The 24461-nt window shown below is 31.9% G+C and carries 26 protein-coding genes; 6 read left to right on the top strand and 20 right to left on the bottom strand.

The features are described from left to right. The 13 genes from HMPREF2580_RS00840 to HMPREF2580_RS00785 form a co-directional block, all read right to left on the bottom strand. A complete protein-coding gene (locus tag HMPREF2580_RS00840) occupies window positions 1–1275 on the bottom strand; it encodes a nucleotide sugar dehydrogenase (RefSeq protein WP_002444563.1) in 1275 nt (424 codons plus the stop codon). A 15-nt stretch (window positions 1276–1290) separates the two neighbouring features. Continuing rightward, on the bottom strand, window positions 1291–2292 hold the full coding sequence (locus HMPREF2580_RS00835) for an NAD-dependent epimerase (RefSeq protein ID WP_002444565.1): 1002 nt from the start codon (window positions 2290–2292) through the stop codon (window positions 1291–1293). 2 nt (window positions 2293–2294) lie between these two features. After that, a complete protein-coding gene (locus HMPREF2580_RS00830) occupies window positions 2295–2843 on the bottom strand; it encodes an acyltransferase (protein WP_083321646.1) in 549 nt (182 codons plus the stop codon). Window position 2844: 1 nt separating this feature from the next. Further along, window positions 2845–3726: a glycosyltransferase family 2 protein gene (locus HMPREF2580_RS00825; protein ID WP_070830064.1), complete on the bottom strand. Its 882-nt coding sequence runs from the start codon at window positions 3724–3726 to the stop codon at window positions 2845–2847. Beyond that, window positions 3727–4911: a glycosyltransferase gene (locus HMPREF2580_RS00820; protein ID WP_070830063.1), complete on the bottom strand. Its 1185-nt coding sequence runs from the start codon at window positions 4909–4911 to the stop codon at window positions 3727–3729. It lies immediately after the preceding gene. A gap of 25 nt (window positions 4912–4936) precedes the next feature. Then, the gene (wzx, locus tag HMPREF2580_RS00815) at window positions 4937–6304 is read right to left on the bottom strand and encodes an O-unit flippase-like protein (protein WP_070830062.1); all 1368 of its coding nucleotides are present in this window, start codon (window positions 6302–6304) and stop codon (window positions 4937–4939) included. A gap of 3 nt (window positions 6305–6307) precedes the next feature. After that, window positions 6308–7681 carry a hypothetical protein gene (locus tag HMPREF2580_RS00810; RefSeq protein ID WP_070830061.1) on the bottom strand — a complete coding sequence of 458 codons (1374 nt, stop codon included), beginning with the start codon at window positions 7679–7681 and terminating at the stop codon, window positions 6308–6310. 1 nt (window position 7682) lies between these two features. Then, window positions 7683–9494 (bottom strand): polysaccharide biosynthesis protein, encoded by a 1812-nt coding sequence (locus HMPREF2580_RS00805; RefSeq protein WP_049401994.1) that lies wholly within the window; start codon window positions 9492–9494, stop codon window positions 7683–7685. Window positions 9495–9524: 30 nt separating this feature from the next. Continuing rightward, the gene (locus HMPREF2580_RS00800) at window positions 9525–10292 is read right to left on the bottom strand and encodes a tyrosine-protein phosphatase (protein WP_070830060.1); all 768 of its coding nucleotides are present in this window, start codon (window positions 10290–10292) and stop codon (window positions 9525–9527) included. A 2-nt stretch (window positions 10293–10294) separates the two neighbouring features. Beyond that, window positions 10295–10990, bottom strand: coding sequence for a polysaccharide biosynthesis tyrosine autokinase (locus HMPREF2580_RS00795; RefSeq protein WP_083321645.1), 696 nt, complete (start codon window positions 10988–10990; stop codon window positions 10295–10297). 8 nt (window positions 10991–10998) lie between these two features. After that, window positions 10999–11661 (bottom strand): Wzz/FepE/Etk N-terminal domain-containing protein, encoded by a 663-nt coding sequence (locus tag HMPREF2580_RS00790; protein ID WP_070830058.1) that lies wholly within the window; start codon window positions 11659–11661, stop codon window positions 10999–11001. Window positions 11662–12048: 387 nt separating this feature from the next. Then, on the bottom strand, window positions 12049–12174 hold the full coding sequence (locus HMPREF2580_RS11930) for a hypothetical protein (RefSeq protein WP_256326268.1): 126 nt from the start codon (window positions 12172–12174) through the stop codon (window positions 12049–12051). Window positions 12175–12334: 160 nt separating this feature from the next. Then, window positions 12335–12436 carry an SE2200 family small protein gene (locus tag HMPREF2580_RS00785; RefSeq protein WP_070830057.1) on the bottom strand — a complete coding sequence of 34 codons (102 nt, stop codon included), beginning with the start codon at window positions 12434–12436 and terminating at the stop codon, window positions 12335–12337. A 272-nt stretch (window positions 12437–12708) separates the two neighbouring features. Between HMPREF2580_RS00785 and HMPREF2580_RS00780 the strand changes: the two genes are divergently transcribed. Next, window positions 12709–13335, top strand: coding sequence for an FMN-dependent NADH-azoreductase (locus HMPREF2580_RS00780; protein ID WP_070830056.1), 627 nt, complete (start codon window positions 12709–12711; stop codon window positions 13333–13335). 74 nt (window positions 13336–13409) lie between these two features. Here the strand turns inward: HMPREF2580_RS00780 and HMPREF2580_RS00775 are convergent, their stop codons facing one another. From HMPREF2580_RS00775 to HMPREF2580_RS00765, 3 genes are all read right to left on the bottom strand, one after another. Beyond that, window positions 13410–14291 (bottom strand): poly-gamma-glutamate hydrolase family protein, encoded by an 882-nt coding sequence (locus tag HMPREF2580_RS00775; protein WP_256326267.1) that lies wholly within the window; start codon window positions 14289–14291, stop codon window positions 13410–13412. A gap of 191 nt (window positions 14292–14482) precedes the next feature. Beyond that, on the bottom strand, window positions 14483–16042 hold the full coding sequence (locus HMPREF2580_RS00770; protein ID WP_070830054.1) for a poly-gamma-glutamate hydrolase family protein: 1560 nt from the start codon (window positions 16040–16042) through the stop codon (window positions 14483–14485). Between the two features lie 442 nt (window positions 16043–16484). Next, window positions 16485–16931, bottom strand: coding sequence for a MarR family winged helix-turn-helix transcriptional regulator (locus HMPREF2580_RS00765; RefSeq protein ID WP_070830053.1), 447 nt, complete (start codon window positions 16929–16931; stop codon window positions 16485–16487). 171 nt (window positions 16932–17102) lie between these two features. On the opposite strand from HMPREF2580_RS00765, the gene HMPREF2580_RS00760 reads away from it, so the two are divergent. Next, a complete protein-coding gene (locus tag HMPREF2580_RS00760; protein WP_070830052.1) occupies window positions 17103–18743 on the top strand; it encodes an alpha-keto acid decarboxylase family protein in 1641 nt (546 codons plus the stop codon). A gap of 113 nt (window positions 18744–18856) precedes the next feature. Here the strand turns inward: HMPREF2580_RS00760 and HMPREF2580_RS00755 are convergent, their stop codons facing one another. Further along, the gene (locus HMPREF2580_RS00755) at window positions 18857–19714 is read right to left on the bottom strand and encodes an ABC transporter substrate-binding protein (protein ID WP_070830051.1); all 858 of its coding nucleotides are present in this window, start codon (window positions 19712–19714) and stop codon (window positions 18857–18859) included. A 189-nt stretch (window positions 19715–19903) separates the two neighbouring features. Here HMPREF2580_RS00755 and HMPREF2580_RS00750 point away from each other — a divergent pair, with 189 nt between their 5' ends. The 3 genes from HMPREF2580_RS00750 (at window position 19904) to HMPREF2580_RS00740 (ending at window position 20933) form a co-directional block, all read left to right on the top strand. Next, the gene (locus HMPREF2580_RS00750) at window positions 19904–20161 is read left to right on the top strand and encodes a type II toxin-antitoxin system Phd/YefM family antitoxin (protein ID WP_070830050.1); all 258 of its coding nucleotides are present in this window, start codon (window positions 19904–19906) and stop codon (window positions 20159–20161) included. Next, entirely contained in the window at window positions 20154–20423 is a 270-nt protein-coding gene (locus HMPREF2580_RS00745; protein WP_070830049.1) for a Txe/YoeB family addiction module toxin, read from the top strand. Before HMPREF2580_RS00750 ends, HMPREF2580_RS00745 begins: the two co-directional genes overlap by 8 nt. A 144-nt stretch (window positions 20424–20567) precedes the next feature. After that, a complete protein-coding gene (locus HMPREF2580_RS00740) occupies window positions 20568–20933 on the top strand; it encodes a DUF4870 domain-containing protein (RefSeq protein ID WP_044466382.1) in 366 nt (121 codons plus the stop codon). Window positions 20934–20983: 50 nt separating this feature from the next. Here the strand turns inward: HMPREF2580_RS00740 and HMPREF2580_RS00735 are convergent, their stop codons facing one another. Continuing rightward, entirely contained in the window at window positions 20984–22123 is a 1140-nt protein-coding gene (locus HMPREF2580_RS00735) for a CapA family protein (protein ID WP_070830048.1), read from the bottom strand. 237 nt (window positions 22124–22360) lie between these two features. Here HMPREF2580_RS00735 and HMPREF2580_RS00730 point away from each other — a divergent pair, with 237 nt between their 5' ends. Beyond that, window positions 22361–22672 carry an SdpI family protein gene (locus tag HMPREF2580_RS00730; RefSeq protein WP_002444606.1) on the top strand — a complete coding sequence of 104 codons (312 nt, stop codon included), beginning with the start codon at window positions 22361–22363 and terminating at the stop codon, window positions 22670–22672. An 81-nt stretch (window positions 22673–22753) separates the two neighbouring features. Here the strand turns inward: HMPREF2580_RS00730 and HMPREF2580_RS00725 are convergent, their stop codons facing one another. Both HMPREF2580_RS00725 and HMPREF2580_RS12140 read right to left on the bottom strand, forming a co-directional pair. Then, window positions 22754–23512 carry an alpha/beta hydrolase gene (locus HMPREF2580_RS00725; RefSeq protein ID WP_044466379.1) on the bottom strand — a complete coding sequence of 253 codons (759 nt, stop codon included), beginning with the start codon at window positions 23510–23512 and terminating at the stop codon, window positions 22754–22756. Window positions 23513–23611: 99 nt separating this feature from the next. Then, window positions 23612–24461, bottom strand: an 850-nt coding sequence (locus tag HMPREF2580_RS12140; protein WP_176747459.1) for an LPXTG cell wall anchor domain-containing protein, incomplete at its 5' end; no start/stop codon positions are given.

Genomic DNA, 24461 nt, shown 5'->3' with positions numbered 1-24461 from the left:
TTATAAGCGCCATAATCCTTGTTTTGAGCTTACATCGTTATCGTCAATAACACCTTTTATATCAAAAACAATGCCATTTTCTTTAACTAAATTGATATACTCTTTTTTATTTTGAACATAATCTTTATGAGCTACTGCAAATACGACTGCATCTGCCTCTGGTAATTGATCCTTACTTTTTAAATCGATATTGTAAAATTTCTTTGCTTCATCTTTATCTGCTTCTACATCACTAACATGAACATCTAAACCATAGTCTATTAATTCTTCAATAATATGGATTACTTTTGTATTTCTTAAATCTGGGCAATTTTCCTTGAAAGTTAACCCTAGAACATTTACTGTAGCACCTTGTACTTCTAAACCTTGTTTTAATAAACCTTTTACAACGTTAGATGCTATGAATTTTGACATGTCATCATTAATTCGACGCCCTGCTAATATCACTTCTGGATGATGGCCTACTTCTTGAGCTTTATGAGTTAAATAGTATGGATCTACACCAATACAGTGTCCACCCACCAAGCCCGGTTTAAAGTTAAGGAAGTTCCATTTTGTGCCTGAAGCTTTTAACACTTCATTTGTGTCTATATTTAATTTATCAAAAATGAGTGCTAGTTCATTCATCAATGCAATATTCACGTCACGTTGCGTGTTCTCAATAACTTTAGCCGCTTCGGCAACTTTAATTGAAGATGCTTTATGAACGCCAGCTGTTACAACTGAACCATATACTTCTGCTACAATATCTAATACTTCAGATGTTTGTCCTGAAACTACTTTAGTAATTGTTTCAAATGTATGAACTTTATCTCCTGGGTTAATTCTCTCTGGAGAATAACCAACGAAGAAATCATCGCCACATTTAAGACCAGATTCTTTTTCTAAAATTGGTACACAATCCTCTTCAGTTGCACCTGGATAAACTGTTGATTCATAAACCACAATTGTATCTTTAGTTAACTCTTTACCTACTGTCTCACTTGCTTTTAGCAATGGTGTTAAGTCAGGTTTATTATTTTTATCAATTGGTGTAGGTACAGCTACAATGATAAAGTCGGCTGCTTTTAGATCTTCTGATTTCGAAGTGAAATTAATATTTGTCTCTTTTAAATCCTCTGTAGTTACTTCATTTGTTCTGTCATAATTTTCTTTTAACTCATTGATACGACGATCATTAATATCGAAACCAATGACTTCATGTTTTTTCCCAAAAGTAACTGCTACCGGTAAACCTACATATCCTAATCCAACTACTGCAATTTTTCTATTCATTCAATCATTTCCCCTTTATTTGTAATATTCTAAATACCAATCAATAAATTTGTTTACTCCATCTTGAATAGAGGTCTGTGGTTTGAAATTAATATCTCTATATAAATCATCTACGTTTGCATAAGTTTCAGGAACATCACCTGGCTGTAAATCCAAATAATTCTTTTTAGCTTTTTTATTCAATTTATTTTCAATGGCTTCGACAAATTCCATTAATCTCACCGGACTATTATTACCGATATTGTAAATTTTATACGGTGCATATGAAGAACTTGGATCAGGATTTGATCCAGACCAATTCGGATTAGGTTGGGCAGGTTTATTAATTAAGCGACTTATTGCTTCAACAATATCGTCTACATATGTGAAGTCTCGCATCATATTACCATGATTATAAACATCTATAGACTCATCATTTACAACTGCTTTTGTAAATTTAAATAGTGCCATATCTGGTCTTCCCCATGGCCCATACACAGTGAAGAATCTAAGTCCTGTCGTTGGTAAGTCATATAAATCACTATAAGTATGTGCCATTAATTCGTTAGACTTTTTAGTTGCTGCGTACAAACTTAATGGATGGTCAATATTATCTGAAGTTTTGAATGGTTTATTTGTGTTTGCTCCATAAACTGAACTTGATGAAGCATAGATTAGATTCCCTACTTTATGGTGTCTACATCCCTCCAAAATATTTAAGAAACCTACTACATTTGAATCTATATATGCCCTAGGATTATCTATACTGTAGCGTACACCTGCTTGTGCAGCTAAGTTAACTACAACTTCAGGTTTCTCCTTGTCGAAAATTTGATCGATAGTTTCATTGTCTTCTAAATCTGTTTTGTAAAAAGTGAAATTTTCATTACCTATTGATTTCAATCTATCCTCTTTTAATTGAACTGAATAGTAATCATTTATGTTATCAATACCAACTACTTCGTATCCTTGATTGATAAGTTTCTTTGATAAATGAGAACCTATAAAACCTGCCACACCAGTAATTAATACCTTCATATTTAGACCTCCTTCATTCTTTTAGCGGGTATACCAACGTATAAACTATTTGGTTCAGTATTTTTAGTCAAAACTGCACCAGCTCCAATAATATTTCTTTCTCTAATGATATTACCTCCTAAAATTCTCACTCCTGAAGCTATCCATACATCCTTTTCAATAATGATTTTCTTAGGACAGATTGCGTTAAATTTAATAGGCATATTTCGATCATCCCATGTGTGTTCAGAGGAAATTAACGTACAATGATTGGCTATGGAAACATTATCCCCGATGAAAATTTCTCCATAAGCATCAATGTAGCTAAATGAATGGATGCTAACGTTTTTACCGATTGTTAACCTATCAATATTTTTTAAACAAACAAATTTACCGACATAAACATTCCTATCAATAAAACTGGCGTATTTCTTTAAATACATATATCTAGAAGTTACTGCTATTTTAGAATCACTTACTGTAAAAGCATTCCATATCATATCGCTCAGAGCCTTAGGTAGTTTATTATATGGAATTTGCATTAAATCAATTAATCTATGGGTGAGTTTCATATCACTTTAACCACCCTTTCTTGTTGAATTTCCTCTTATAGTACAAATAGAGTATTAATGATGGTGGTAATACTATAATAGATTGAATTAACAATTCTAAATTTTTAAATCTATACTTAGGATTCAACTTAGTATCTATCCAAGATATATCAAATAACATTAAGTTGATTATTTTATCTTTTAAATATGGCAATTGTTTATGAGCTAACTTTCGGTACTCACAATAATTTTCAGCTGATTTAAAATAATTCGATTTAACTTTACTACTAATCCCATCCTCTTGATATTCAACATACTTGGTGTTTTTATTAGCAAGGTAACAATCATATAACTCACTAAATTCAAACCATTGATAAGATGGTGGCATATGTCTGGACTTACCATATTGAGGAAACGTCATATTTCGAATAGCATTCGTTTTAAATACGTAACACTTGTCATGCCTTACTTTATATTTATAACGTAAGTCTACCCAATTCACTTTTGTAAGAGGAGGTAGTTTTTCACCAATCACTGTCCCATCTTCGTATGTGTCTAAAGTAATAAGTGCTTTCATACTTTTAAATTTATTAAATTGAGTATTAAAAAACTCTACAGCATCAGGATAAAACCAATCATCACTATCCAGAACAGTAAATAAATCGCCCTGTGCTGATTTCAAGCCAACATTTGTAGCGATATGTTTACCCCCGTTTTCTTGTTTAATATAGCGAATTTTAAAGTGCTCTTCGCTAAATGTTTTAACAATTTCTTCTGTGTCATCTTTTGATCCATCGTCTACAATTAACCATTCAAAGTTATGATCTGTTTGTTTGAGTAACGATTCATATAGTCTTGGTAGCGTATGTGCACGATTAAATGTAGGTGTAAAAATAGTTAACATTTAATTTCCCACCTTTTTAATAATATTCAAGAACTCTTGACCTTTATGCATTTGAATATCTGTACTCTGACTTAAATTCTGTTTAATACTATCTAATAAATTTTTATCATTGTTTAGAAGCTCAATTTTCGAAGCTATTTCTATTGGTTCCATTTCTACAATGAAACCATTTTTACCATCTTGAATTTGCTCAAAAACTGTTTCAAAATTTGTTGCGACAACAGGTGTTGTATAATATAAAGCTTCATCTATAGTGTTAGATTTCCCTTCAAATCTTGAAGGATGCACTAAAATATCAACTTTCTTCACTATACTCCCAGTATTAAACTTGAATCCTAAAGGTATGACTTCGTTAGTTAAGTTGTTGTCTTTTATTGCATCATTCAACCATTTTTTTAATTTTCCATTTCCAACCACGTACCATTTAAATTTAATGTTTCGTTTTTTAAGAATTTTAGCTGTATCAATCAACAAATCAAGACCCTTACCATTATCTAACCGACAAATCGTGGCAAGATTTAAAAAATTCTTATTAATTTCAAGATTTTCATCCGGAATATTTTCATAGAGTTTTATCGGTAAACTATTATAAAAAACATAAGGTTTAATATTAAAAATATTCTCAAAAATATCAGCACACATTTTAGAAACTGCTAACATTCCCGATATTCGGCTAAAATATTTTTGATCTATATCGTGATCTCTTTTTAACACTCTATAATCAGTGCGAATCCATCCTATCTTTTTATCAGCACTAATATAATCATGAATGAAATACACAGAATGGCCACCTGACACACCGATAGCGTAATCATAGTGGTTTTCATTGTATTGTGTTTTCCATTTATTTTTAATCCAAAATTTTTGTTTTGCTTTTGTATTATCTTGAAGGTTTAATTTACTGCGAAGGACAAATAAGAAAACTTTCATTACTAACTTCGGACTTTTCCAATTTTTTAAAGCTGAAGATACTAGATTACTTTTATTGAGCATTAGCAATGAAAATTTACTTGGTACTTTCTTTACATGAACATATTTAGGTAAATACTGAACTAATGCGTCTTGTTGATTTAATATCATTAAATCAACTTCTATCTTGGAATCTTCTAATTCATATAACAAATTTAATAAACTTTTTTGTGGCCCACCAAAGTTGAAATTATTTACAACAAATAAAACTTTCATAATTTACCCCCTGTGCAAACACTTACTAATTTGCTTGGAATTCTTTTCTATCATTTTTAATATCTTTAATTACATACACGATCCAATACCAATTATTGAAAGCTAATTGAATCAATAATAACGGTAGAATGAGCCAGATCAATTTTGAATTTAAAAATTGAAGAAGTATAACTTGTACAATAACAGTTACGATTGCCGACAATAAAAAGGATTTATGATGTGGTATGAGGTTCTTAGTTGATAAGAAATTCGTAAACAACATCTGATTATTATATAGAAATCTATAAAGCATGATAATAATCATAGGTACTAAACTAAATAAGTGATAGTCTGCTCCTAATATATCTAATACTAAGTTGCCCAAAACTAAGAATATTATGAAAGCAACAATAGTAAAGAAACAACTCGTCACTATTGCTTTTCTAAATAAATTAATTAATTCATTAAATCTATTTTTTACTCTAAGATAGTTAAATTTTGATAAGTACGTATTGTAATAAGAGTTAGAAAGCATAATAATTAATGTCACAATTTGATTTATAAATCCAAATTGACCTGAAACCTTTAATGACAAGTAATATGAGCTTAAGATAATCGGAAAATTGATAATCAAATAATTTGATAAAGAAAGCGAGCCTGTTCTTAATGTATTAGGTAAGATAGCCTGGAAAATTTCTTTATCGTATTTAACTTTAATTTTATGTTTGGTTTTTTTCGTTTCTTGAGAATAATTATAATAACTGAATGATTGTAACAGGCGATTTACTATCACTGAAATGAAATAAGCTACTGAAACACCTATCAAACCATAGCCTAGAAAAAGCAACACAACTGAAATGAGAAGTTGAGTTAGTTTAGTTACTACTAAGATTTGATTATATGTTTTAATTGCTCCAATACCCTTTAAAATCGAATTCCAATAAGAAAAGCTAATATTAAGAACTATCGAAAACATATAAAAAATCCATGCTATTAACATCGTTTTAATATCTATTTGACCACTATTGATGTTTAACATGTACCACGTTCCAAAAATGCTAAATAGAATAAATATAATTATTCCCATTGAAGTATAAATAAATTTCACTGTTGATAATACTTTTGAAAAATACGGTATGTTTAATGTTGAATTTTCACTGGTTGCTAGTTCAAACCCTTCACTTTTTACACTGTTAGCGCCTGACCATAAATAGCTTACATTACGAGATATGATGGTTTGAAAGCCAAAATCAATTAGCATTGCCAAACCATATAATGAAGTAAATGTATACCATAACCCTAGTTCAACCGTATTTAAGTAACGAATGATTACTGGAAGAAGGATAATATTTATACCTTGAACCATTAGTAAACTTAAATAGCTCCATGCAACATCTTTTCTCCCGATATTCATAAATTACTCCTTTTTATAACTTATTTTACTATTTAAATAAGCTATTAATAATAAAATCAAAATAAAGTTCGTAAAGAATGATGTAAGTATTGTAGCGTTAGACATGAATAGCATTGAGAATTTCAGACAGAAATATGCCAAGATATATAATGTAAATACTGACTTAGTTCGAAATACCATCTTATCTAAAAACATTACGACAATAAGTCCAATAACCGAAAAAATAGGAGCTAAGATTGTCCCAAAGTAAAGATAACCTTGGCCTAAGATGGGCACGATTTGGTCAGCAACACCTGTCGTTTTATAAAACATGTCATTAAATGCTATTAATGCACTTTGGCTTTGATGGAAAAAATTGTTTATAAAGACAACTGAATGAGTTAAATCACTCATAATTAAATTAAAGTCAAATGGTCTTATGACACTACTTGTTTCAATTGAATGCCCCACATTGATTAAGCCAGAAAAATATAATTGAATATCAGTGTTAAAATTCTCTAAAGGACCTGCTGAGTGATAAAGTGATCTCGATCCTATAGTTACATTCGTTTGTTGCTTTAACAATGTAGATACCGAAATAACTAATAAGCTAAGTATCAAAGACGATCCTATAATTAATTTTCTGTACTTATTATAAAGAACTAACAAAGCAAATAATCCTGTTACTAAAGGAATGATTATACTCGATCTACTAGTCCCAGTTATAAATGAGGCAGAAGCTACAATCACTATAAATGATAAAAATAAGTAAATAATGCTATTTTTCTTTTCATAATATTTGTGAATAATATTAAGTATACTTACAGTGAAAACAATTTGAGCTAGCTGAATCAGTAATGCAAATAAAGTGACATTCTCATTAGCAGTATCAGTCTTTAATTTACTAGCCGACCAAATAAATGAATAATTTCCTAAAACTGAAGGTTGATTAATTATAATTAACAACGCAAAAGCTATGAATATCCATCCAAATATATTAGATTGAGATTTAACATTTCTAATTTTTGAATTGTTAGAGTAAAAGTACTTGTGTAATAACGCAAAAATTAGAAACATTGCAATCATTTCATATACCATAAGTAAAACCGCTTTGCTTTGAATATCGATGGATACAGTTGAACCCATTTGGATATCTGAACCATATAAAGCCATTAAAAAAGGTGAAACAACATATCTTAATAGCATAGTAAAGTTAATAATTGTAATTCCTAAGTTATTAAAAATATATCTACTAAATGAAGGAAACACTACAAATAAAAGTACGAATACGAAAGGTAAAAGTACTAAATTATTTGGTATATGCTGTGTAGTGACCATATCTAATATGATTGTAATAATAGATGAAATAATTACGAATAATCTATAAAAAAGTGTCATTTTAAAACTTCCTGTTAGCTAATTTTAATAAAATATCTCTTATCTTTTCTTTATTAACAACTAATTCCTTAATTGTAGAATCTAACTCTTCTTTCGAAGCTACTGAAGTTTTACCGCGGTAAATTTTTTCATATACCTGTTCTGGATGAACTTCATTTTCATTCAATAATTCTTCATATAACTTTTCTCCAGGTCTTATACCAGAGAATTTAATTTCAATTTCATCTTCGCTTTTACCACTTAATCTAATTAAGTTACGTGCTAAATCAACGATTTTAACTGGTTCTCCCATATCTAATACGAATACTTCTCCACCTTGGGCTAAAGCTCCGGCTTGTAGAACTAACCTAGATGCTTCAGGAATAGTCATAAAGTATCTTGTCATATCTGGATGTGTAACTGTAACTGGTCCGCCTGCTTCGATTTGTTTTTTAAATAAAGGAATAACAGAACCTCTAGAACCTAAAACATTACCGAATCTTACAGCAACAAAATCTGTATATCCGTTTTTATCATTTAAACTTTGAATAATCATTTCTGCTACGCGTTTTGAGGCGCCCATCACATTAGGTGGATTAACAGCTTTATCAGTAGAAATCATTACGAATTTTCTTACTCGTGCTTTTTTTGCCGCCACTGCTACATTACGTGTACCTATTACATTGTTGTTAAATGCCTCTTCAGGGTTATACTCCATTAAAGGCACGTGTTTATGTGCAGCAGCATGGTATATCGCGTATGGTTTATAAACATTTACGATTTGCTCGATACGTTCTTTGTTTTGAACATCTGCTATAACTGGTACAATTTCGATACTATCTCCATATGTGTTAGTAAGTTCTTGGTTAATTAGATAGATACTATTCTCACCGTGTCCTAATAGAACGATTCTATCAGGTTGGAATTTACAAACCTGTCGACAAATTTCTGAACCTATTGACCCCCCAGCCCCAGTTACTAAAATTGTTTGATGTGTCAATTCCTTAGATATCATGGCCATGTCTAGCTCTACTGGGTCTCTCCCTAACAAGTCTTCAACTTCCACTTTTTTCAGTTGATTCACTTCTAGTTCACCAGATAACACATCCTCAATGCTAGGCATTTTAAATAATTCAATTCCCGTACTTGTACAAATATCATTAATTTCTTTATATCTTGAAGCGCTGAGTGTAGGTATAGCAATGATAATTCGCTTTATTTTGAATTTATTAGTTAAATAAGGTATATCTTCAATCGTACCTTGTACCTTTACACTATCAGCAATAGTTAATTTACGTTTATCAGGATCGTCATCAACTGCTAAAATAGGTTCAAGATCCATATCGCTTCTTAGCATTTGTCTAATTAAAAGTGATCCGCCACGTCCTGCCCCTACTATTAAAGTAGGTTTTTTCTTGGGCTTATTCCCACCAGTTACATATTTTCTACTTACTCTCCAAAAGATTCTGGAACCACCAATAAGAATTAAATGCATCATCCATGTAATTAAATATAATCTTAAAAATGGTGGATGACCTGAAAAGATTGGCACAATTAAAATAGTGGTAAGTATCGAACATGTAACTGATTCAACTATAAGAAACAACTCGTTGACACTCGCGTATTCCCAGGCTCTATGATATAAATTAAATAAGTATGCAAAAACATGATGAGAAAGTAGTAATACTATTGCAGATATAATCAAAATATCTGGTGAATAATTTTTAAAGTAAGGTTCTAATATTTCGTAACAAACAAATATTGAAAAGAAAACTATCAAAGAATCTATAATTAATAAAATAATCAGACGCTTTCTTGCATTTAATTTATCCACGTCTATATCTCCCTCCCATTCTCAAAAACACTAAAATAGACCGAAAAACTTTTTGTTTTTGTAATTCTGAGTTGGTTGCTTCTTAGATACATCTAAGTTCTTAACTACAGATTCTGAATTCTTCATAAAATCTTCTAAATCTATTCCTAAGTCTTTTAATTTTTTATTTTCAAAAATACTTTTCATTTTAAAAGGTCTTACAGTTTCATGATGTGCATCTGAAGCAATAAAATGTGTTAAATGATTCTCTATCATTTGTATAGAAATCTTCTGTAATTTTTTACCATTATCCCCGGATAAAGAAGATGATGTTAATTGACTTAATGCGCCTGCTTTAACAAGTTGATAAAGTTTGTCTAAATCTTGTGAAATCCCTTTATTTCTCTCAGGATGGGCAATAATTGGCACGTACCCTTCAGATAACAATTCATAAAATAATCTTTCAGTGTAATGAGGAACACCATTAGAGGGAAGTTCAATCAATAAATACTTAGAATGATTTAAGCTCAAGATATTCCCTTTTTCTATTTCTGGCAGAATTTGATCAGTTATTCTAATTTCTTGTCCAGGGTATATTTTGATTCCTAATTGTTGTACCTCTTCCATGGAGCTAAGTTCCTCAATTTTATTTAAAACTTTTTCACGATCATTATTAAAAGTCGGGCTTAAGTGATGCGGCGTCGCAATGATTTCGTTCACACCTTCCGACTTTGCTTGTTTTAATAATTGAATTGCCTCTGCTCTGTTCTTAGGTCCATCATCCACATCAATTAAAATATGATTGTGTATATCTATCATTGTTATTCCTCTTCTCCATAGTAAGAATAATAACTTGATGATTTGTCTCTTGGAGTTTTATTTAAAACTGCACCGATAATTTTTCCATCTGCTTTCTCAATAAGTGATTTAGCCTTTTTCACTTCATATTTATTGTTTTTTTCCGCATCAATAACAATAATTGCATCTTTAACATATTGTAAAAATACTTGAGCATCGGTCACTGTATTAACAGGTGGTGTATCAATTAATACAAAATCGTATCTTCTTAATAATTCATTGTAAATTTCATAGAATCTGTCAGAATCTATCAATTCTGAAGGATTAGGTGGTATCGGTCCTGATGTAAGTAAATCTAAATTTGGAACCCTAGTTGATCTGATAGCTTTGTCGTAATCCGATTTCCCAATAATCAAATTTGATAATCCGTCATAATTTGCTTCTTCGAAAATATAATTTTGAGTTGGTTTACGCATATCACCATCAATAATTAAAGTCCTATACCCAGCTTGAGCATAAGTCGTTGCGATATTAGCTGAGACAATACTCTTACCCGCTGCCGGTTTTTCAGAGGTAACGATGATACTTATAATTTCATCTTTAGCTCTAGAAAACATAATATTAGAACGAATACCTCTAAATTTTTCACTAATAATTGATTTGGGTTTATCATTAACAAAAAGTGGTTGTTCAAGTTTTTTTCTTTTTTCAGCCATCATTATTCTCCTTATTTAATTTTTTGGATAGAACCTAGTACAGGAACACCAAGTTCTTTTTCAACATCTTCTTCAGTTCTAATACACTTATCAAAGATTTCTCTTAAGGCTGCTATAATAATTGCTAAAACTAAACCTAAAATAAGTCCTGCAAATAAGTTCATTATTGTTCTAGGTGAAACTTTCTCTGCGGTACCATTAGCTTTAGAAAGTATAGAAACATTATCTACACTCATGATATCTGGCACATCTTTACTAAACACTTTAGCCACATCATTTGCGATTTTTTCAGATTCTTTTTCACTTTTGCTTCTAACTCCAACATTAAGTATTTGAGAGTCCGCTTCAGTATTGACGTCAATCATTTTAGATAACTTATCCGCTGAGTAGTCTTTATTTTCTTTGGCAACATCATCTAATATTCGTGGACTTTTAATAATTTCTGCATATGTATTAACTAACTGAATGTTACTTTGTACTTCTTGAGCCATCATTTTAGATTCTTTTTCTTTTTGGCTCACTAAAATTTGAGTAGATGCTTCATATTTAGGTTTAGCTAAAAAGAATGTAAAAATGGCACTTAAAATTAGAAAAATCAAAGGAATAATCACTAAAAGTTTCCAATTTTTCTTAATAATCTCCCAAACTCTCATTAAATCTAAAGTATTTTCCATATTAACCTCCAAACAATTTCCTTTTAAATGTTTGTTTAATTAAACCGCTATTCTGAAAATTTGGGATTTAATTAAACTAGCAATTACAAATGTAAGTTATTATCTTTATAAAAATGTTTTATTCTCGTAATCACCTTATTTCATTAATACTATACTTAAATTTCAAAGGAACTTTTAATTAATTGTAAATTTCATGTAAATTACATAATAAAACATGGCACCATACTTAAATTTAAGTTATAGATAAAAAAATGCCCAATTAATCCATTTTTGATTAATTGGGCTTATAGGTTACATTATATATTAATTAGTTAAGTTTTTGTATATTGCTATACATATTTATTTAATATCTTTAAACACTAAGAATAAAGTAGTTTTATACTTTTTCTATAATTCTGCGTTTGACATACTTTCTTTTTTCATTTGATTGCGCTTAATCAGTTTAAAACCTGCAAATCCTCCAACTACTAGTGCGACTACTACTGAAACGCCAATAATAATATTTCTAGTCATATCTTAATCACCTATTCCTTTATTAAATTCTGTCAATTTTGTAAAGCTATATTTCAGCTTTAATATATACATATATTTACCCTAAAATAAAAAAATGAGACAAATCTTGTTGGATTTTGCCTCATCTCTTGAATATTGTTATTAACTTTAAGGTTTAATTTTAGTATTCGATGTTTGGTGCTTGGTTTACGTGATTTTGATATTTTTTGAAACCGTAGTATGCTGCGCCAGCTAATGCTAAAATGATTGCTAATTTTTTCATTCGATAACACTCCTTTCTTAGTTGCATAGTATGAACATGTAAGCTGTTCAAGTCTTTAGTACTATTATACACATTTTAAAGTTAATTTTAAAAATTTCAAATTCATATGATATTAATTCTATGAGAATATATTTTGAAGCCAACTCCATTTGAGTCAATAACAACTTTCTTATAGTCCATTAGGATGATTTTTCATCTACTATATTGTGTAATTATCTGAACTGAGTATAATAATTATATCAAATAAACAACATTTTAAGGAGAAACAAAAAATGGCAAAATTATTATACATTACAGCTCATCCGTTAGATGAACTCGTTTCAAACTCAATGGCATCAGGTAAAGCTTTCATCGAATCTTATCAAGACAATCATTCAGATGATGAAGTTAAACATATCGACTTATTCACTGAGGATATCCCTTATATTGATAAAGATGTATTAACAGGTTGGGGTAAAGCAGCTAAAGGCGAAGAACTTACTTCAGAAGAAAGTAAAAAGGTAACTCGTCTTGGAGCAATTCTTGACGAATTCTTAGAAGCAGATAAATACGTTTTCGTAAGCCCAATGTGGAATTTATCCTTCCCACCTGTTTTAAAAGCATACATCGATGCTATTGCAGTAGCAGGTAAAACGTTTAAATACACTGCTGAAGGCCCTCAAGGTCTTTTAACTGATAAAAAAGTACTTCATATTCAATCTAGAGGCGGCTATTATAGTGAAGGCCCAACCGCAGAAGTTGAATCTGGAGATCGTTATTTAAGAAATATTATGACATTCTTAGGCGTTCCTTCTTATGAAACAGTGATTATTGAAGGTCATAACGCTGAACCTGAAAAAGCTGAAGAAATCAAATTAGCTGGTGTTGAAGAAGCTAAGAACTTAGGTAAAACATTCTAATATATTCATTAAAAAATTCTCAGGTGCGCACATGCGTATCTGAGAATTTTTATTTTTAGCAACATCACTATTCATTACCTATCTTCACCTGAGTCATCGACTTGTTGTACTGCTTTATCGATTGCATCTGAAAAGCGATACATGACAGGTGACCAGTTACTTCTTTTATTTCTAGAATTTGGCGAAAGTTTCTCGTTCACAAATAAGGATTTTCTTAAAGCCGTTGTTAATTCGAGTTGAACGCCTTTACCCTTTATATTCTCATTAACAAAATTCTCTTTTAAATCGCCGCCTAAATAGGATGGTGCAATTTTTACGACAAAATGATGTTTAACTAATTGCTTTTTAATGGCTTCTTTTAATGGTGTATCTAATCCGCCTAAATAAATGACAGGTTGATTTCCCTTAGCACCATGAATCGACACAGTAAAGTCTTTAGATTTCACCATATTTAATAATGTTGGATCGTTGTAATGTGCCGATGTGACGTGTAAATCTTCTGCATGTTTCTTTCTTAAAACTGTAAATGAGTAATAATCATAGTGATTATCATTAGCGATTAACTTGGTTAATTCTGTAGTTCCCGCTTCTATATTTCCACCATGAGGCGCTATAACAAGAACGTTACTCCCCACTTTTCTAACTTCTTTCTTCCAATCCACACCTTTTTTCGTGTGTTTAAATAATTGCGTCATAGAATTAAAATGATCTTTATGATGTACATCTTCTTGAGCTGGCTCAGAAGGTTCTAAATTTACTACTGACTCTCTTCCTTTTTCATCATCATGACCAGCAATCAGTGGTATGTGATGAAGTTTAGAATGATGTGCTGTTGAATGATTAGATTCTTGTTTATTAGTGCATGCATATGCTAATCCTAAAATTAAAATAACTATGCTAATAAGTATTAACAATTTCTTTTTTCTTAAGGTACTCAGTGATGTTCTCTTTTTCAAAATCAAATATTTCCCTTCATATATTTATAAATCTAAAAGTTTAAATTCTTGATATTAGAATATAACGCTTCTTCCATTTATAAATATAAAAAATAATAGAGCTAACGAAATCATCCTTTAGCCCTATTATGACAATATTGTTATATGATTGTTATGTTAAAATTTCAAAAATGAATTTATTCAAACCAAATTTATTTTTCCGGATAAATATTGTGAATACTTGTATATAATGCATCAACAAATGACTGCATCAACGGCGTCCAATTGCTTTCATTAGTACGATTCTTAGTATTTGTATCTCCATTATTGAAGAAAGCCTTTCTTAAAGCAGTCGTCAATTCTAATTGAACACCTGTAGTTCCATCTTGTCTATTAATAAAGTTTTTATCATTTTGACCACCAAGATACGCAGGTGGTACTAAAACTTTGAACCCGCGACTTTTTAATTGAGCTTCAATCTCATCTCTTAATGCGGAATCTGGTCCTCCTAGATATACAATCTGTTCAGTACCAGCTGCACCGTGAATTGAAATAGTGGCAGTACGGTTTTCTATCATTTGGTTGAGCGTTGCATCATCATAATGCGTAGAAGTCACATGTAAATCAGAATTATTTTTAGATCTCATCGCTTCAAATGAGAAATAGTCATAATCTCCTTTATTAGCCAATGCCTTCGTTACCTCAGTCGTACCCTGTTCTATATTTCCACCATGTGGTGCTACAATCAGTACTTTCGTTCCATTATCTCTTGTTTCTTTTTTCCAATCTACCCCTTCAACTGTCTGATTTTCAAGTTCCGTCATAGATTGATATTTATCTTTTTTACGTTCAACCGGTGCTGTACCAATTTCATCTTGTTTACTATCTATTGGAACTGTGGTTGTCGGCGGTGTTGTTGGTTTAGTATTTGTAGTAGATGGTGTATGAGTTGTAGATGTCTTAGGTTGTGTTGATGTTGACGTAGTTTTTGTTGTAGATTTTGTCGTCGTTGTTGATGTTGTGGGTTTGGTTGTTGAAGTCTTAGTTGATGCTGACGTAGATGGCTTTGTTGTCGATGTGGTTGGCTTTTGGGTTGTACTCGTACCGGTTGTACTTGGATGTGTTGTAGTTGATTTACTAGGTACTTTTGTATGGCTTGTTGTTCCGCTCTTACTACTTGAAGTTGACTTAGATGTACTTTTCTTTGTAGTTGACGTCGTCGTAGGTTTCTTCGTCGTTGTTGAAGTTGATTTCTTAGTTGTAGAAGTTGGTGCTTTTGTTGGTGTTGTAGTTTTAGCTTTTGATGCTGTAGACGAATTTTTTGATGATTTCGTAGTAGTAGAACGTTTGGTTGTCGTAGATGTTTGAGTATGTGTGCCTGACTTAGAGGATTTCGTTTTGCTTGTAGAAGTTGTCGGTGATTTAGTAGCAGTTGTATTCACTCTCTGGCTTGTAGATTGCTTTGTAGATGCTTTCGTTACAACTGGTTTAACATTTTTAGTGGTTTGTTTGGTAGGTGTAACTTTCTTTGTAGTTTGAACTTTACTTGTATATTGAACAGGTTTAACTACTTTTGGTGTTAATTTTGTAGTTTTAGTTGTCGTACTTTTCCCACTTGTCGATGTACGGTTTGGTTGTGAATAGCTCGAATGCGTACTTGCGTGTGCTTGAGTTCCCATTGCTCCAAACGCGCCTAATCCAAATAATGCAGTAACTGCCCCTAGTGATAGTTTTTTTATTGAAAAGGCACGTGTAAGTCCTATTATTTTCATTTACATTTCCCCTTAAATATTGATTAACATAAAACAATAATATACTAATTTTTTATAAAAGCAACAATTTTTATTTGGTTGCAATCGGCATTTAAAACATTCTATAAAATACTTTATTCTTCACATTAATCAACTTTCCTTACATTATTGAAAGATATCTCTAAAGGAATTGAATCCCTTCTATTACTTATATAACCTAGATACAGATGAGTAAACGAGGAGGGAATTAAATATGAGTGCAGGCGGTTTAGGCTTATATTGTTACTTATACTTTTAATACCAGTCGGTCTTATTGCATTAGTCATTCATCTTGTAAGAAAGCATATTCATTAATACCCATTTATATATTAAATAATTATAAAAGAAGCTGAGACGCTTCATTAATGCACTCTCTTAAATATCTACTTTGTAGAGAGCACATCACACATTTAGTCTCAGCTTCCTAGTCTTCTTTTAAATGTTCAATTGTTTTGAAACCTTCACGATAATTCGCTAATTCTTCCATAATTGCGTACCAATCATTTCCTACTTTCTGCTTTGTACAATGGAACAAGTCGTCTTGAGCTTTATTTAATTTACGAATCAATGCGTCGCCCTTGTCCGTAGAATATAATTTCTTCACTCTTCGATCGATTTCAGACGTTTCTTCAATAATTAATCCTTCTTCTTTCAATTTACGTAACGTACCATGCGACCCTTGTTTAGATATTTCTAGTGTGATTAATAATTCTTTAATGGTAATTCCGGGTAACTTATTTATGAAGAATAAAAAACGATGGTGTTGACGACTCATACCATATTCTTCAATAATTTCATCTGCTGTGGTGATAAAAGTTTTGTACGCAAAATAAAATAGCATGTGTTCATAATCATTTTTATTCATCGTCATCTTTACTCTTTCCCTTCCGTCCGTTACCGTTATTATAATAAATTTTGGATATTACGTCATCATTTATAAAATGAGTTAATCCGAAACATAGGTCAAGTTAGTTGACGTTATTTTACAAAAAGTTTATCGTTTTAAGTGGAATAAAAATACAATACAAAGGTGGAATTGAATATGAAACAACGCGTAGGACAATATTTAATGGACGCAGTTTACGCAGCCGGAGTTGACAAAGTCTTTGGTGTGCCGGGAGATTTCAACCTAGCCTTTTTAGACGATATCATTTCTCATGATCATATAGAATGGATTGGTAATACAAATGAATTGAATGCAAGTTATGCAACAGATGGTTATGCACGCATTAACGGATTAGGTGCAATGGTGACAACATTTGGAGTTGGTGAACTTAGTGCAGTTAACGGCATTGCAGGTTCATACGCAGAACGTGTACCAGTCATTGCCATTACTGGAGCACCTACTCGCGCAGTAGAAGAAGCAGGTAAATTTGTCCACCATTCACTTGGTGAAGGTACATTTGATGATTATCGTAAAATGTTCGAACCTATTACAACTGCACAAGGTTATATCACACCTGAAAATGCTACTACTGAAATTCCAAGATTAATCAATGCTGCAATACAAGAACGTCGCCCAGTACATTTACACTTACCTATCGATGTAGCATTAGCTGAAATTGAAGTTTCAGAAACTTTCCAACCTGAAGCATTACCACAACAAGATGTTCATAAATATGTAAACATGATTGAAGATAAACTCAAATCAGCATCACAACCACTTATTATTGCAGGTCATGAAATTAATAGTTTCAACTTGCATGAAGAACTAGAAGAAATTGTAGATCGTACGAATATACCTGTTGTTCAATTATCATTAGGTAAAGGCGCATTTAATGAAGAAAACCCTCATTATATAGGAATATTCGATGGCGAAATTGCTGAAGATAAGATTAAAGAATATGTAAACAATAGTGATGCTATTTTAAATATTGGTGCTAAATTAACAGACTCAGCAACAGCTGGTTTCTCTTATCAATTCGATATTGATGATGTCGTAATGATTAATCACAAGAACTTCAAGATGAATGACACTGTTGCAAATGACGTCACATTACCTAGCTTAGTACATGCATTGAAGGGTCTTAATTTTAAAAATGAAAACGACTACCCTCAATACGAAAGACCACAAGCACACAATTATGAACTTAATAATCAACCGTTAACTCAAGAAACGTACTTCAACATGATGCAAGATTTCATACAACTTGATGATGTCTTAATTGCAGAACAAGGTACCTCATTCTTTGGTGCATATGATTTAGCATTGTATAAAGACAATACGTTCATCGGACAACCATTATGGGGTTCAATTGGTTATACATTACCTGCTACATTAGGTACACAAATTGCTAATCCACATCGTAGAAACGTCTTACTCATTGGTGATGGTTCTCTACAATTAACAGTACAATCACTATCTACAATGATTCGCCAAGACTTGAAACCAATTATCTTTGTCATCAACAATGATGGTTATACTGTTGAAAGAATGATACACGGTATGAAAGAACCATACAATGACATTAAGATGTGGGATTATAAAGCATTACCTGCTGTATTCGGTGGAGACAATGTGGCAGTCCATGATGTAAACAATTCAGAAGAATTAATGCAAGCATTTGAAGATATTAAAGCGCGTAATGATCGTATGCATTATGTAGAAGTGAAAATGGCTGTTGAAGATGCGCCTACTAAACTTAGCGAAATTGCCAAAGCGTTTGCATCTCAAAATAAATAACTCGTGCGAAAATTAAAACCTATAGAATGATTGCAAAATCAATGCCCTCCTATCAGTTCTTTGATAAGAGGGCATTTTATCTATATGATTTATTAAATTGTTAAACTACTGAATTACTCAGTAAATTGTGTGATATCTTCTAAGATTTGTTCTGCAGCGATTAATCCACGATGTTTAGCCCATGTTTCACGGTTAACTTCATGAACTCTATTGTTTTTAACTGCATCTAATTGATTCCATGCATCAGACTCTTTAAAGTTGTTGAAATCTTTTTGATTATCTTCATCTACCATAACAATGAGTCGTTCTGGGTTTACATCTGCAACTTTGCTAATTGGTAATTTATGATAATCTGCACCCATATATTCAGGTAAGTCATTTTCATTTTCTTTAGAAATGCCAGCTTTGAAACCAACATCTTCTAGTAATTGACCTACATATGATTTAGAAGCATGAATTACTAAGTCTTGATCTGTAACGACTGCTGCAATTGTAGCAACATCTTTATCTACACGTACTTTAGAACTTAAATCTTTAATTTCTTTTTCGTGGTTATCGATGATCGTTTTACCTTCATCTTGTTTAGAAACGACTTTAGCAATATAATCGAAAGCTTCCTTACTTTCTTTATAATCTGCATCGAAACTTTTCACTAAAACTGTAGGAGCAATTGCATTTAAATCTTCGAAAATGGATTCATGTCTATCCACATCTGCAAAAATGACTTGTGGTTCAGCTTTTTTAATATCATCTACGCTTGGCGTTTGACGATGTCCTACTGATTGATAGTTACCTACATTTTTACGTGTTTCTTCATCTAAATTGTCTTTATTATTATCGTCTGCAATACCAGTTACATTAACATCTAATTTCACTAATGCTTCGGCAAATGAATATTCTAAAGCTACTGCAGATTCAACTGTATCAGGGACTTGTACTGTACCAACATTTTGTTTAATTTCTTTAGCCATGCTTAACATTCCTCCCAAAAATTAATGATAAATTCTATAATGTCTAGTAAATAAGGTTACATATTTTTTATGTCCGTTTTAGACGTATTTAAACATTAAAAATTTTAAAGACGAAAAAAATTGATGACAACGCAAATGGTTTATTGTACAATTTATTGTACAATAATAGTGGTGAAGGAGGATGAGGACATGCCATCCATAAATTATTCCAATGCACGTCAAAATTTTAAAAAACTGATTTCTAAAGTAAACGAAGACAGTGTAACTTACACAATTACAACGAAAGAAGATAAGAATGCTGTCATTCTGGCTGAAAAAGATTACAATGCAATTCTAGAAACAATGTATCTTCAGTCTAATCCGGCTAATGTGTCTCACCTGAACAAATCTATTCAAGAATTAAACCAAAACGATACGATTACAGTTGAGATTGATGAAAATGAATAAACTTAATGTGACTTTTACAACTCGAGCATTTAAAGATTATCAATTTTGGAAACAACATAACTTAGGAAATTTTAAAAAAATTAACACTTTACTTAAAAGTATCGCACGAGATGGTTGCATCGAGGGTATCGGAAAACCGGAAGCGCTAAAAGGCAATTATGAAGGTTATTATAGTAGGAGAATCACGATTGAACATCGGTTAGTATACAAAATAAAGAATGATTCTATTTTTATAGTGTCTTGTAGATTTCATTACCTATAATTGCAATCGTTTCGCGTGAAACAGTCAGCTATTGATATTCAAATTTATAAATATTAATGAAACATGAGTGCTATATAGTCATTTACTTTAATAATTAAAATGTTTATATTTAAAGTAAATAAAAATAAAGGGGCTATAATACATATGAATTTGATTAATCAATCTAAAAATCCTTATGCATTTAAAGAAGTTTCTGATAATGAAACGACCATCGCTATGGTGATTTGGTTATTATCATTTTTCACTTCTTTTCTTGGACCGCTCATTATTTGGGCAATAAAAAGAGAAGATTCTGCATTTATTGATCAACAAGGTAAAAATTATCTTAATTTCTTAATTAGTTATCTCATATATACAGTGATTGCAGCTATTTTAGTTTTTCTACTCATTGGCGTCTTATTATTATTCATCCTTAGTATAGTTATAGTTGTCTATTCAATTATTGCAATCGTCTTTGTCTTAAAAGGACAAGATTATGTTGTCCCTTTCACAATAGAAATCATTAAATAAATCAAAATCACGCTAGAACGTAAGCACGTTCTAGCGTGATTCTCTATTATCTATAAACTTTTATCATCTAAGAACTCTTTATCAATGACGTCTTTAGTTATTTCTTGCAATCTTTCTTTAGTCATATTTGCCCCATTGACATAGTGTAATCCATGTTTTTCGGCTAATTGATTCGTGTAATCATGTAAAGGATATACTTTGAAATCCTTCTTAGAGTTCTTGTCATATAAATTGGCTAATTCATAATGATTCACCATACTTCTCCATTTTACGTTTTCCACTTTAACGCCTTTAGGATTTTTCACTAATTTAAAATTGAGACGACCTAATAAATTATTACTTTCATTTCCTGTAGCTTGACCATTTAAGAAATTTCCCAGGGAATAAGCGACAAGTGTTTTATTTCCATCTTTGCCTTCAACCCATTTCACTGGCTCTATCACATGTGGATGCATGCCTAACACAACATCTACACCAGCATCCGCGAAGACTTTAGCATATTTTTCCTGCGTTTTGTTTTGTTTATGTTGTCCTTCATTACCCCAGTGCGCAGATACAATCACTGCATCACTATGTTTTTTAGCCTCTTTAACATCCTTTTTAATTTGTTCCTCATCAAATGTTTTGATTGTATACGGATGTGGAGGTTTAATACCATTTGTCCCAAACGTATAACTTAACATTGAAACTTTTATTCCATTAACTGTCTTCGTCGGAATGTTATCATGTGCCTCTTGAGAGTTAAAAATGCCAGTAAATAATACTTTATCTTTAAATTTCTCCCAAGTATGTATATTATTATTTACGCCCGATTCTCCTTGATCAATGGCATGGTTGTTAGAGCCATTTACAAAGTTAAAACCTGTATCGACTAAATCTTTAGCGATACTACTAGGCGTATTAAAACGTTTAAAACCATGATATGGCCGATCGTCCCCACCTAAAGGGGATTCTTGGTTTACATATGCTATATCTGCATCTTGAATATCTTTTTTTACAGGTTCATACATAGGTTTAAAGTTAAAACTATCTTGCCCTGTTTTAGCATCATTATAGACTTCGGGATGTATTAAGTTATCTCCTACCGCAACGACAGAAGCCTCGGTATCTAAATCAGTCGCAAGTGCTAATCCACTTACGAATAAAAATGCCAGAAAGAATATAATTGTAGATATATAATATTTCAACAATAGTTATCGCTCCTATTGAAAAGATTTTATACTTAAAATTAATGAACTTAGCACTTTTATTTTATACTTTGCTATATTTGAAAACAATATAATCTAGTGTATTTTAACTTTTCTATCTATTTTTACATTAAATTAATATATCGAAAAACATAAAACGTTTTATTTGATAAAATAGTTATAGATTAAATCAACTTAAAAGGAGTGATTAAAATAGTTCTACTTTTCAAAAGCATAATCATGTTAGCAGTGACCTATTTATTCAAATTAACTCCCCCGACACAACGTAACAAAACATATGGATTTCGAACTAGAAAAGCTTTACGTAATGATGAAAGTTGGGCAAAAGCTCAAAAATTATTCACCCTATATAGTTTCCAAATTTATAAGAAAGTGATACTCATTGCGTTACCTTGGACCATTCTTGATATTTACTTAATTATCAATTTAAGTCATTTAGAATATTGGCTGATTATTTCAATCATTGTAGAAACCATTGTTGTTTCAATTCTGTTGTATTGGTTAGTTTTCAAGGTAAATAGAAATATCTAAATTTAATCCCCCGTGTCGTTAGTTCAAAGACATGGGGGTATTGAATATATTTTAGATGCTATCTTTAGGTTTAAACTTCCACTAATTTACGAACCACTCTATCGCTGTTTTGATCGCTTTGTCCCAATATGCGTAATTATGTTCGCCAGGACTTTCTTCAAATGTATATGGAATTCCCTTTTCATCTAAATAATGAATAAACTCTAAATTATCCTGATATAAGAAATCTTCAGTTCCACACATAATAAGCAATTCAGGAATATCAGCATTCGACGCTATAGCTCGATTGAGGAGGTAATATGTATCTAATTCTGTTCCTGTAATATCGGTATTCTCTCCTGTGATAGATTTGGCGGAAAAGTCTATCCAATCTATATCAATAAGATGTTGTGCTTGAAATACTGCAGATAATGGTGCTGCTTTGGAAAACTTATGGGATTGAGTCAGCGCAAACTTAATTGTACCGTACCCTCCCATAGAATGACCTGCAATAAAGTTATCTTCACGTTTCTTTGAAAGTGGTAAAATCTGATGCACATAGTCGTATATTTCTAAAATATAATCATAATAACTATGGCCGTATGCCATATTAGCGTATGCACTGTGATCTACATTCGGCATAATAATAGCGAGTTGATGTTCATTGGCATATCGTTCAATACTCGTATATCTAATATACGTCGTTTCATCACTCGACAAACCATGTAAAAGTAAAAGTGTTTTAAGTTGTTTAGGAGAATTGGAGCTATCAAAGTATGTTGTGTCCTCCGGTAAGATGACTGTTAAATTTTGATGCATTCCTATTGTCGGTGAACTATAATTTAATGTCATTAAAGCCATATGCTTCACTCCTTAATTCATATTCTTCTTTATTTTACCTTACTTTTCTTTATTTCACAGAAAAACCCGAGCACTAAGGCCCGGGTCTAAATCAAATATTTAGTGTTCATCTTTTCTATTTCTACGTTTGTTTCCGAAGAAGAATAAAGAACCTAATAAGGCTAACAATCCTCCAAATAATGTACCGTTATGTGTACTATCATCATTACCAGTATCTGGTAAACCTTTCTCTTTAGCATGATGGCTGTGATGATTTGTTTCATGATGTGTTGGTGTTGAGTAATCTTGATGAGATGGTGTTCCTGGTGTCTCATGGTCTGAGTCTGAGTCGCTATCTGAATCTGAGTCACTATCTGAGTCGGAATCGCTATCTGAGTCGGAGTCACTGTCTGAATCTGAGTCACTGTCTGAATCGGAATCACTGTCTGAATCTGAGTCGCTATCTGAATCAGAATCGCTGTCTGAATCGGAGTCACTATCTGAGTCAGAATCACTGTCTGAGTCGGAATCGCTATCTGAATCTGAGTCGCTATCTGAATCTGAGTCACTGTCGGAGTCGGAATCACTATCTGAATCTGAGTCGCTATCTGAATCCGAGTCGCTATCTGAGTCGGAATCGCTATCTGAATCTGAGTCACTATCTGAATCTGAGTCACTATCTGAGTCCGAGTCGCTGTCTGAGTCCGAGTCGCTATCTGAATCGGAATCGCTGTCTGAATCGGAGTCACTATCTGAGTCAGAATCACTGTCTGAGTCGGAATCGCTATCTGAATCTGAGTCACTGTCGGAGTCGGAATCACTATCTGAATCTGAGTCGCTATCTGAATCCGAGTCGCTATCTGAATCCGAGTTGCTATCTGAGTCGGAATCGCTATCTGACTCTGAGTCACTGTCTGAATCGGAATCGCTGTCTGAGTCTGAGTCGCTATCTGAGTCGGAATCGCTATCT

This window comes from Staphylococcus sp. HMSC036D05, from assembly GCF_001836225.1.
GTDB classification, from domain to species: Bacteria; Bacillota; Bacilli; order Staphylococcales; family Staphylococcaceae; genus Staphylococcus; species Staphylococcus caprae.
The sequence above is the reverse complement of the archived record's forward strand: the minus strand, read 5'-3'. Positions and strand labels throughout refer to the sequence as shown.

Bases quoted from the DNA above. Each gene is read 5' to 3' on its own strand.
- HMPREF2580_RS00840 (WP_002444563.1), bottom strand. From the start codon at position 1,275: ATGAATAGAAAAATTGCAGTAGTTGGATTAGGATATGTAGGTTTACCG.
- HMPREF2580_RS00835 (WP_002444565.1), bottom strand. From the start codon at position 2,292: ATGAAGGTATTAATTACTGGTGTGGCAGGTTTTATAGGTTCTCATTTA.
- HMPREF2580_RS00830 (WP_083321646.1), bottom strand. From the start codon at position 2,843: ATGAAACTCACCCATAGATTAATTGATTTAATGCAAATTCCATATAAT.
- HMPREF2580_RS00825 (WP_070830064.1), bottom strand. From the start codon at position 3,726: ATGTTAACTATTTTTACACCTACATTTAATCGTGCACATACGCTACCA.
- HMPREF2580_RS00820 (WP_070830063.1), bottom strand. From the start codon at position 4,911: ATGAAAGTTTTATTTGTTGTAAATAATTTCAACTTTGGTGGGCCACAA.
- wzx (WP_070830062.1), bottom strand. From the start codon at position 6,304: ATGAATATCGGGAGAAAAGATGTTGCATGGAGCTATTTAAGTTTACTA.
- HMPREF2580_RS00810 (WP_070830061.1), bottom strand. From the start codon at position 7,681: ATGACACTTTTTTATAGATTATTCGTAATTATTTCATCTATTATTACA.
- HMPREF2580_RS00800 (WP_070830060.1), bottom strand. From the start codon at position 10,292: ATGATAGATATACACAATCATATTTTAATTGATGTGGATGATGGACCT.
- HMPREF2580_RS00795 (WP_083321645.1), bottom strand. From the start codon at position 10,990: ATGATGGCTGAAAAAAGAAAAAAACTTGAACAACCACTTTTTGTTAAT.
- HMPREF2580_RS00790 (WP_070830058.1), bottom strand. From the start codon at position 11,661: ATGGAAAATACTTTAGATTTAATGAGAGTTTGGGAGATTATTAAGAAA.
- HMPREF2580_RS11930 (WP_256326268.1), bottom strand. From the start codon at position 12,174: ATGACTAGAAATATTATTATTGGCGTTTCAGTAGTAGTCGCACTAGTA.
- HMPREF2580_RS00785 (WP_070830057.1), bottom strand. From the start codon at position 12,436: ATGAAAAAATTAGCAATCATTTTAGCATTAGCTGGCGCAGCATACTAC.
- HMPREF2580_RS00780 (WP_070830056.1), top strand. From the start codon at position 12,709: ATGGCAAAATTATTATACATTACAGCTCATCCGTTAGATGAACTCGTT.
- HMPREF2580_RS00770 (WP_070830054.1), bottom strand. From the start codon at position 16,042: ATGAAAATAATAGGACTTACACGTGCCTTTTCAATAAAAAAACTATCA.
- HMPREF2580_RS00765 (WP_070830053.1), bottom strand. From the start codon at position 16,931: ATGACGATGAATAAAAATGATTATGAACACATGCTATTTTATTTTGCG.
- HMPREF2580_RS00760 (WP_070830052.1), top strand. From the start codon at position 17,103: ATGAAACAACGCGTAGGACAATATTTAATGGACGCAGTTTACGCAGCC.
- HMPREF2580_RS00755 (WP_070830051.1), bottom strand. From the start codon at position 19,714: ATGGCTAAAGAAATTAAACAAAATGTTGGTACAGTACAAGTCCCTGAT.
- HMPREF2580_RS00750 (WP_070830050.1), top strand. From the start codon at position 19,904: ATGCCATCCATAAATTATTCCAATGCACGTCAAAATTTTAAAAAACTG.
- HMPREF2580_RS00745 (WP_070830049.1), top strand. From the start codon at position 20,154: ATGAATAAACTTAATGTGACTTTTACAACTCGAGCATTTAAAGATTAT.
- HMPREF2580_RS00740 (WP_044466382.1), top strand. From the start codon at position 20,568: ATGAATTTGATTAATCAATCTAAAAATCCTTATGCATTTAAAGAAGTT.
- HMPREF2580_RS00730 (WP_002444606.1), top strand. From the start codon at position 22,361: ATGTTAGCAGTGACCTATTTATTCAAATTAACTCCCCCGACACAACGT.
- HMPREF2580_RS00725 (WP_044466379.1), bottom strand. From the start codon at position 23,512: ATGGCTTTAATGACATTAAATTATAGTTCACCGACAATAGGAATGCAT.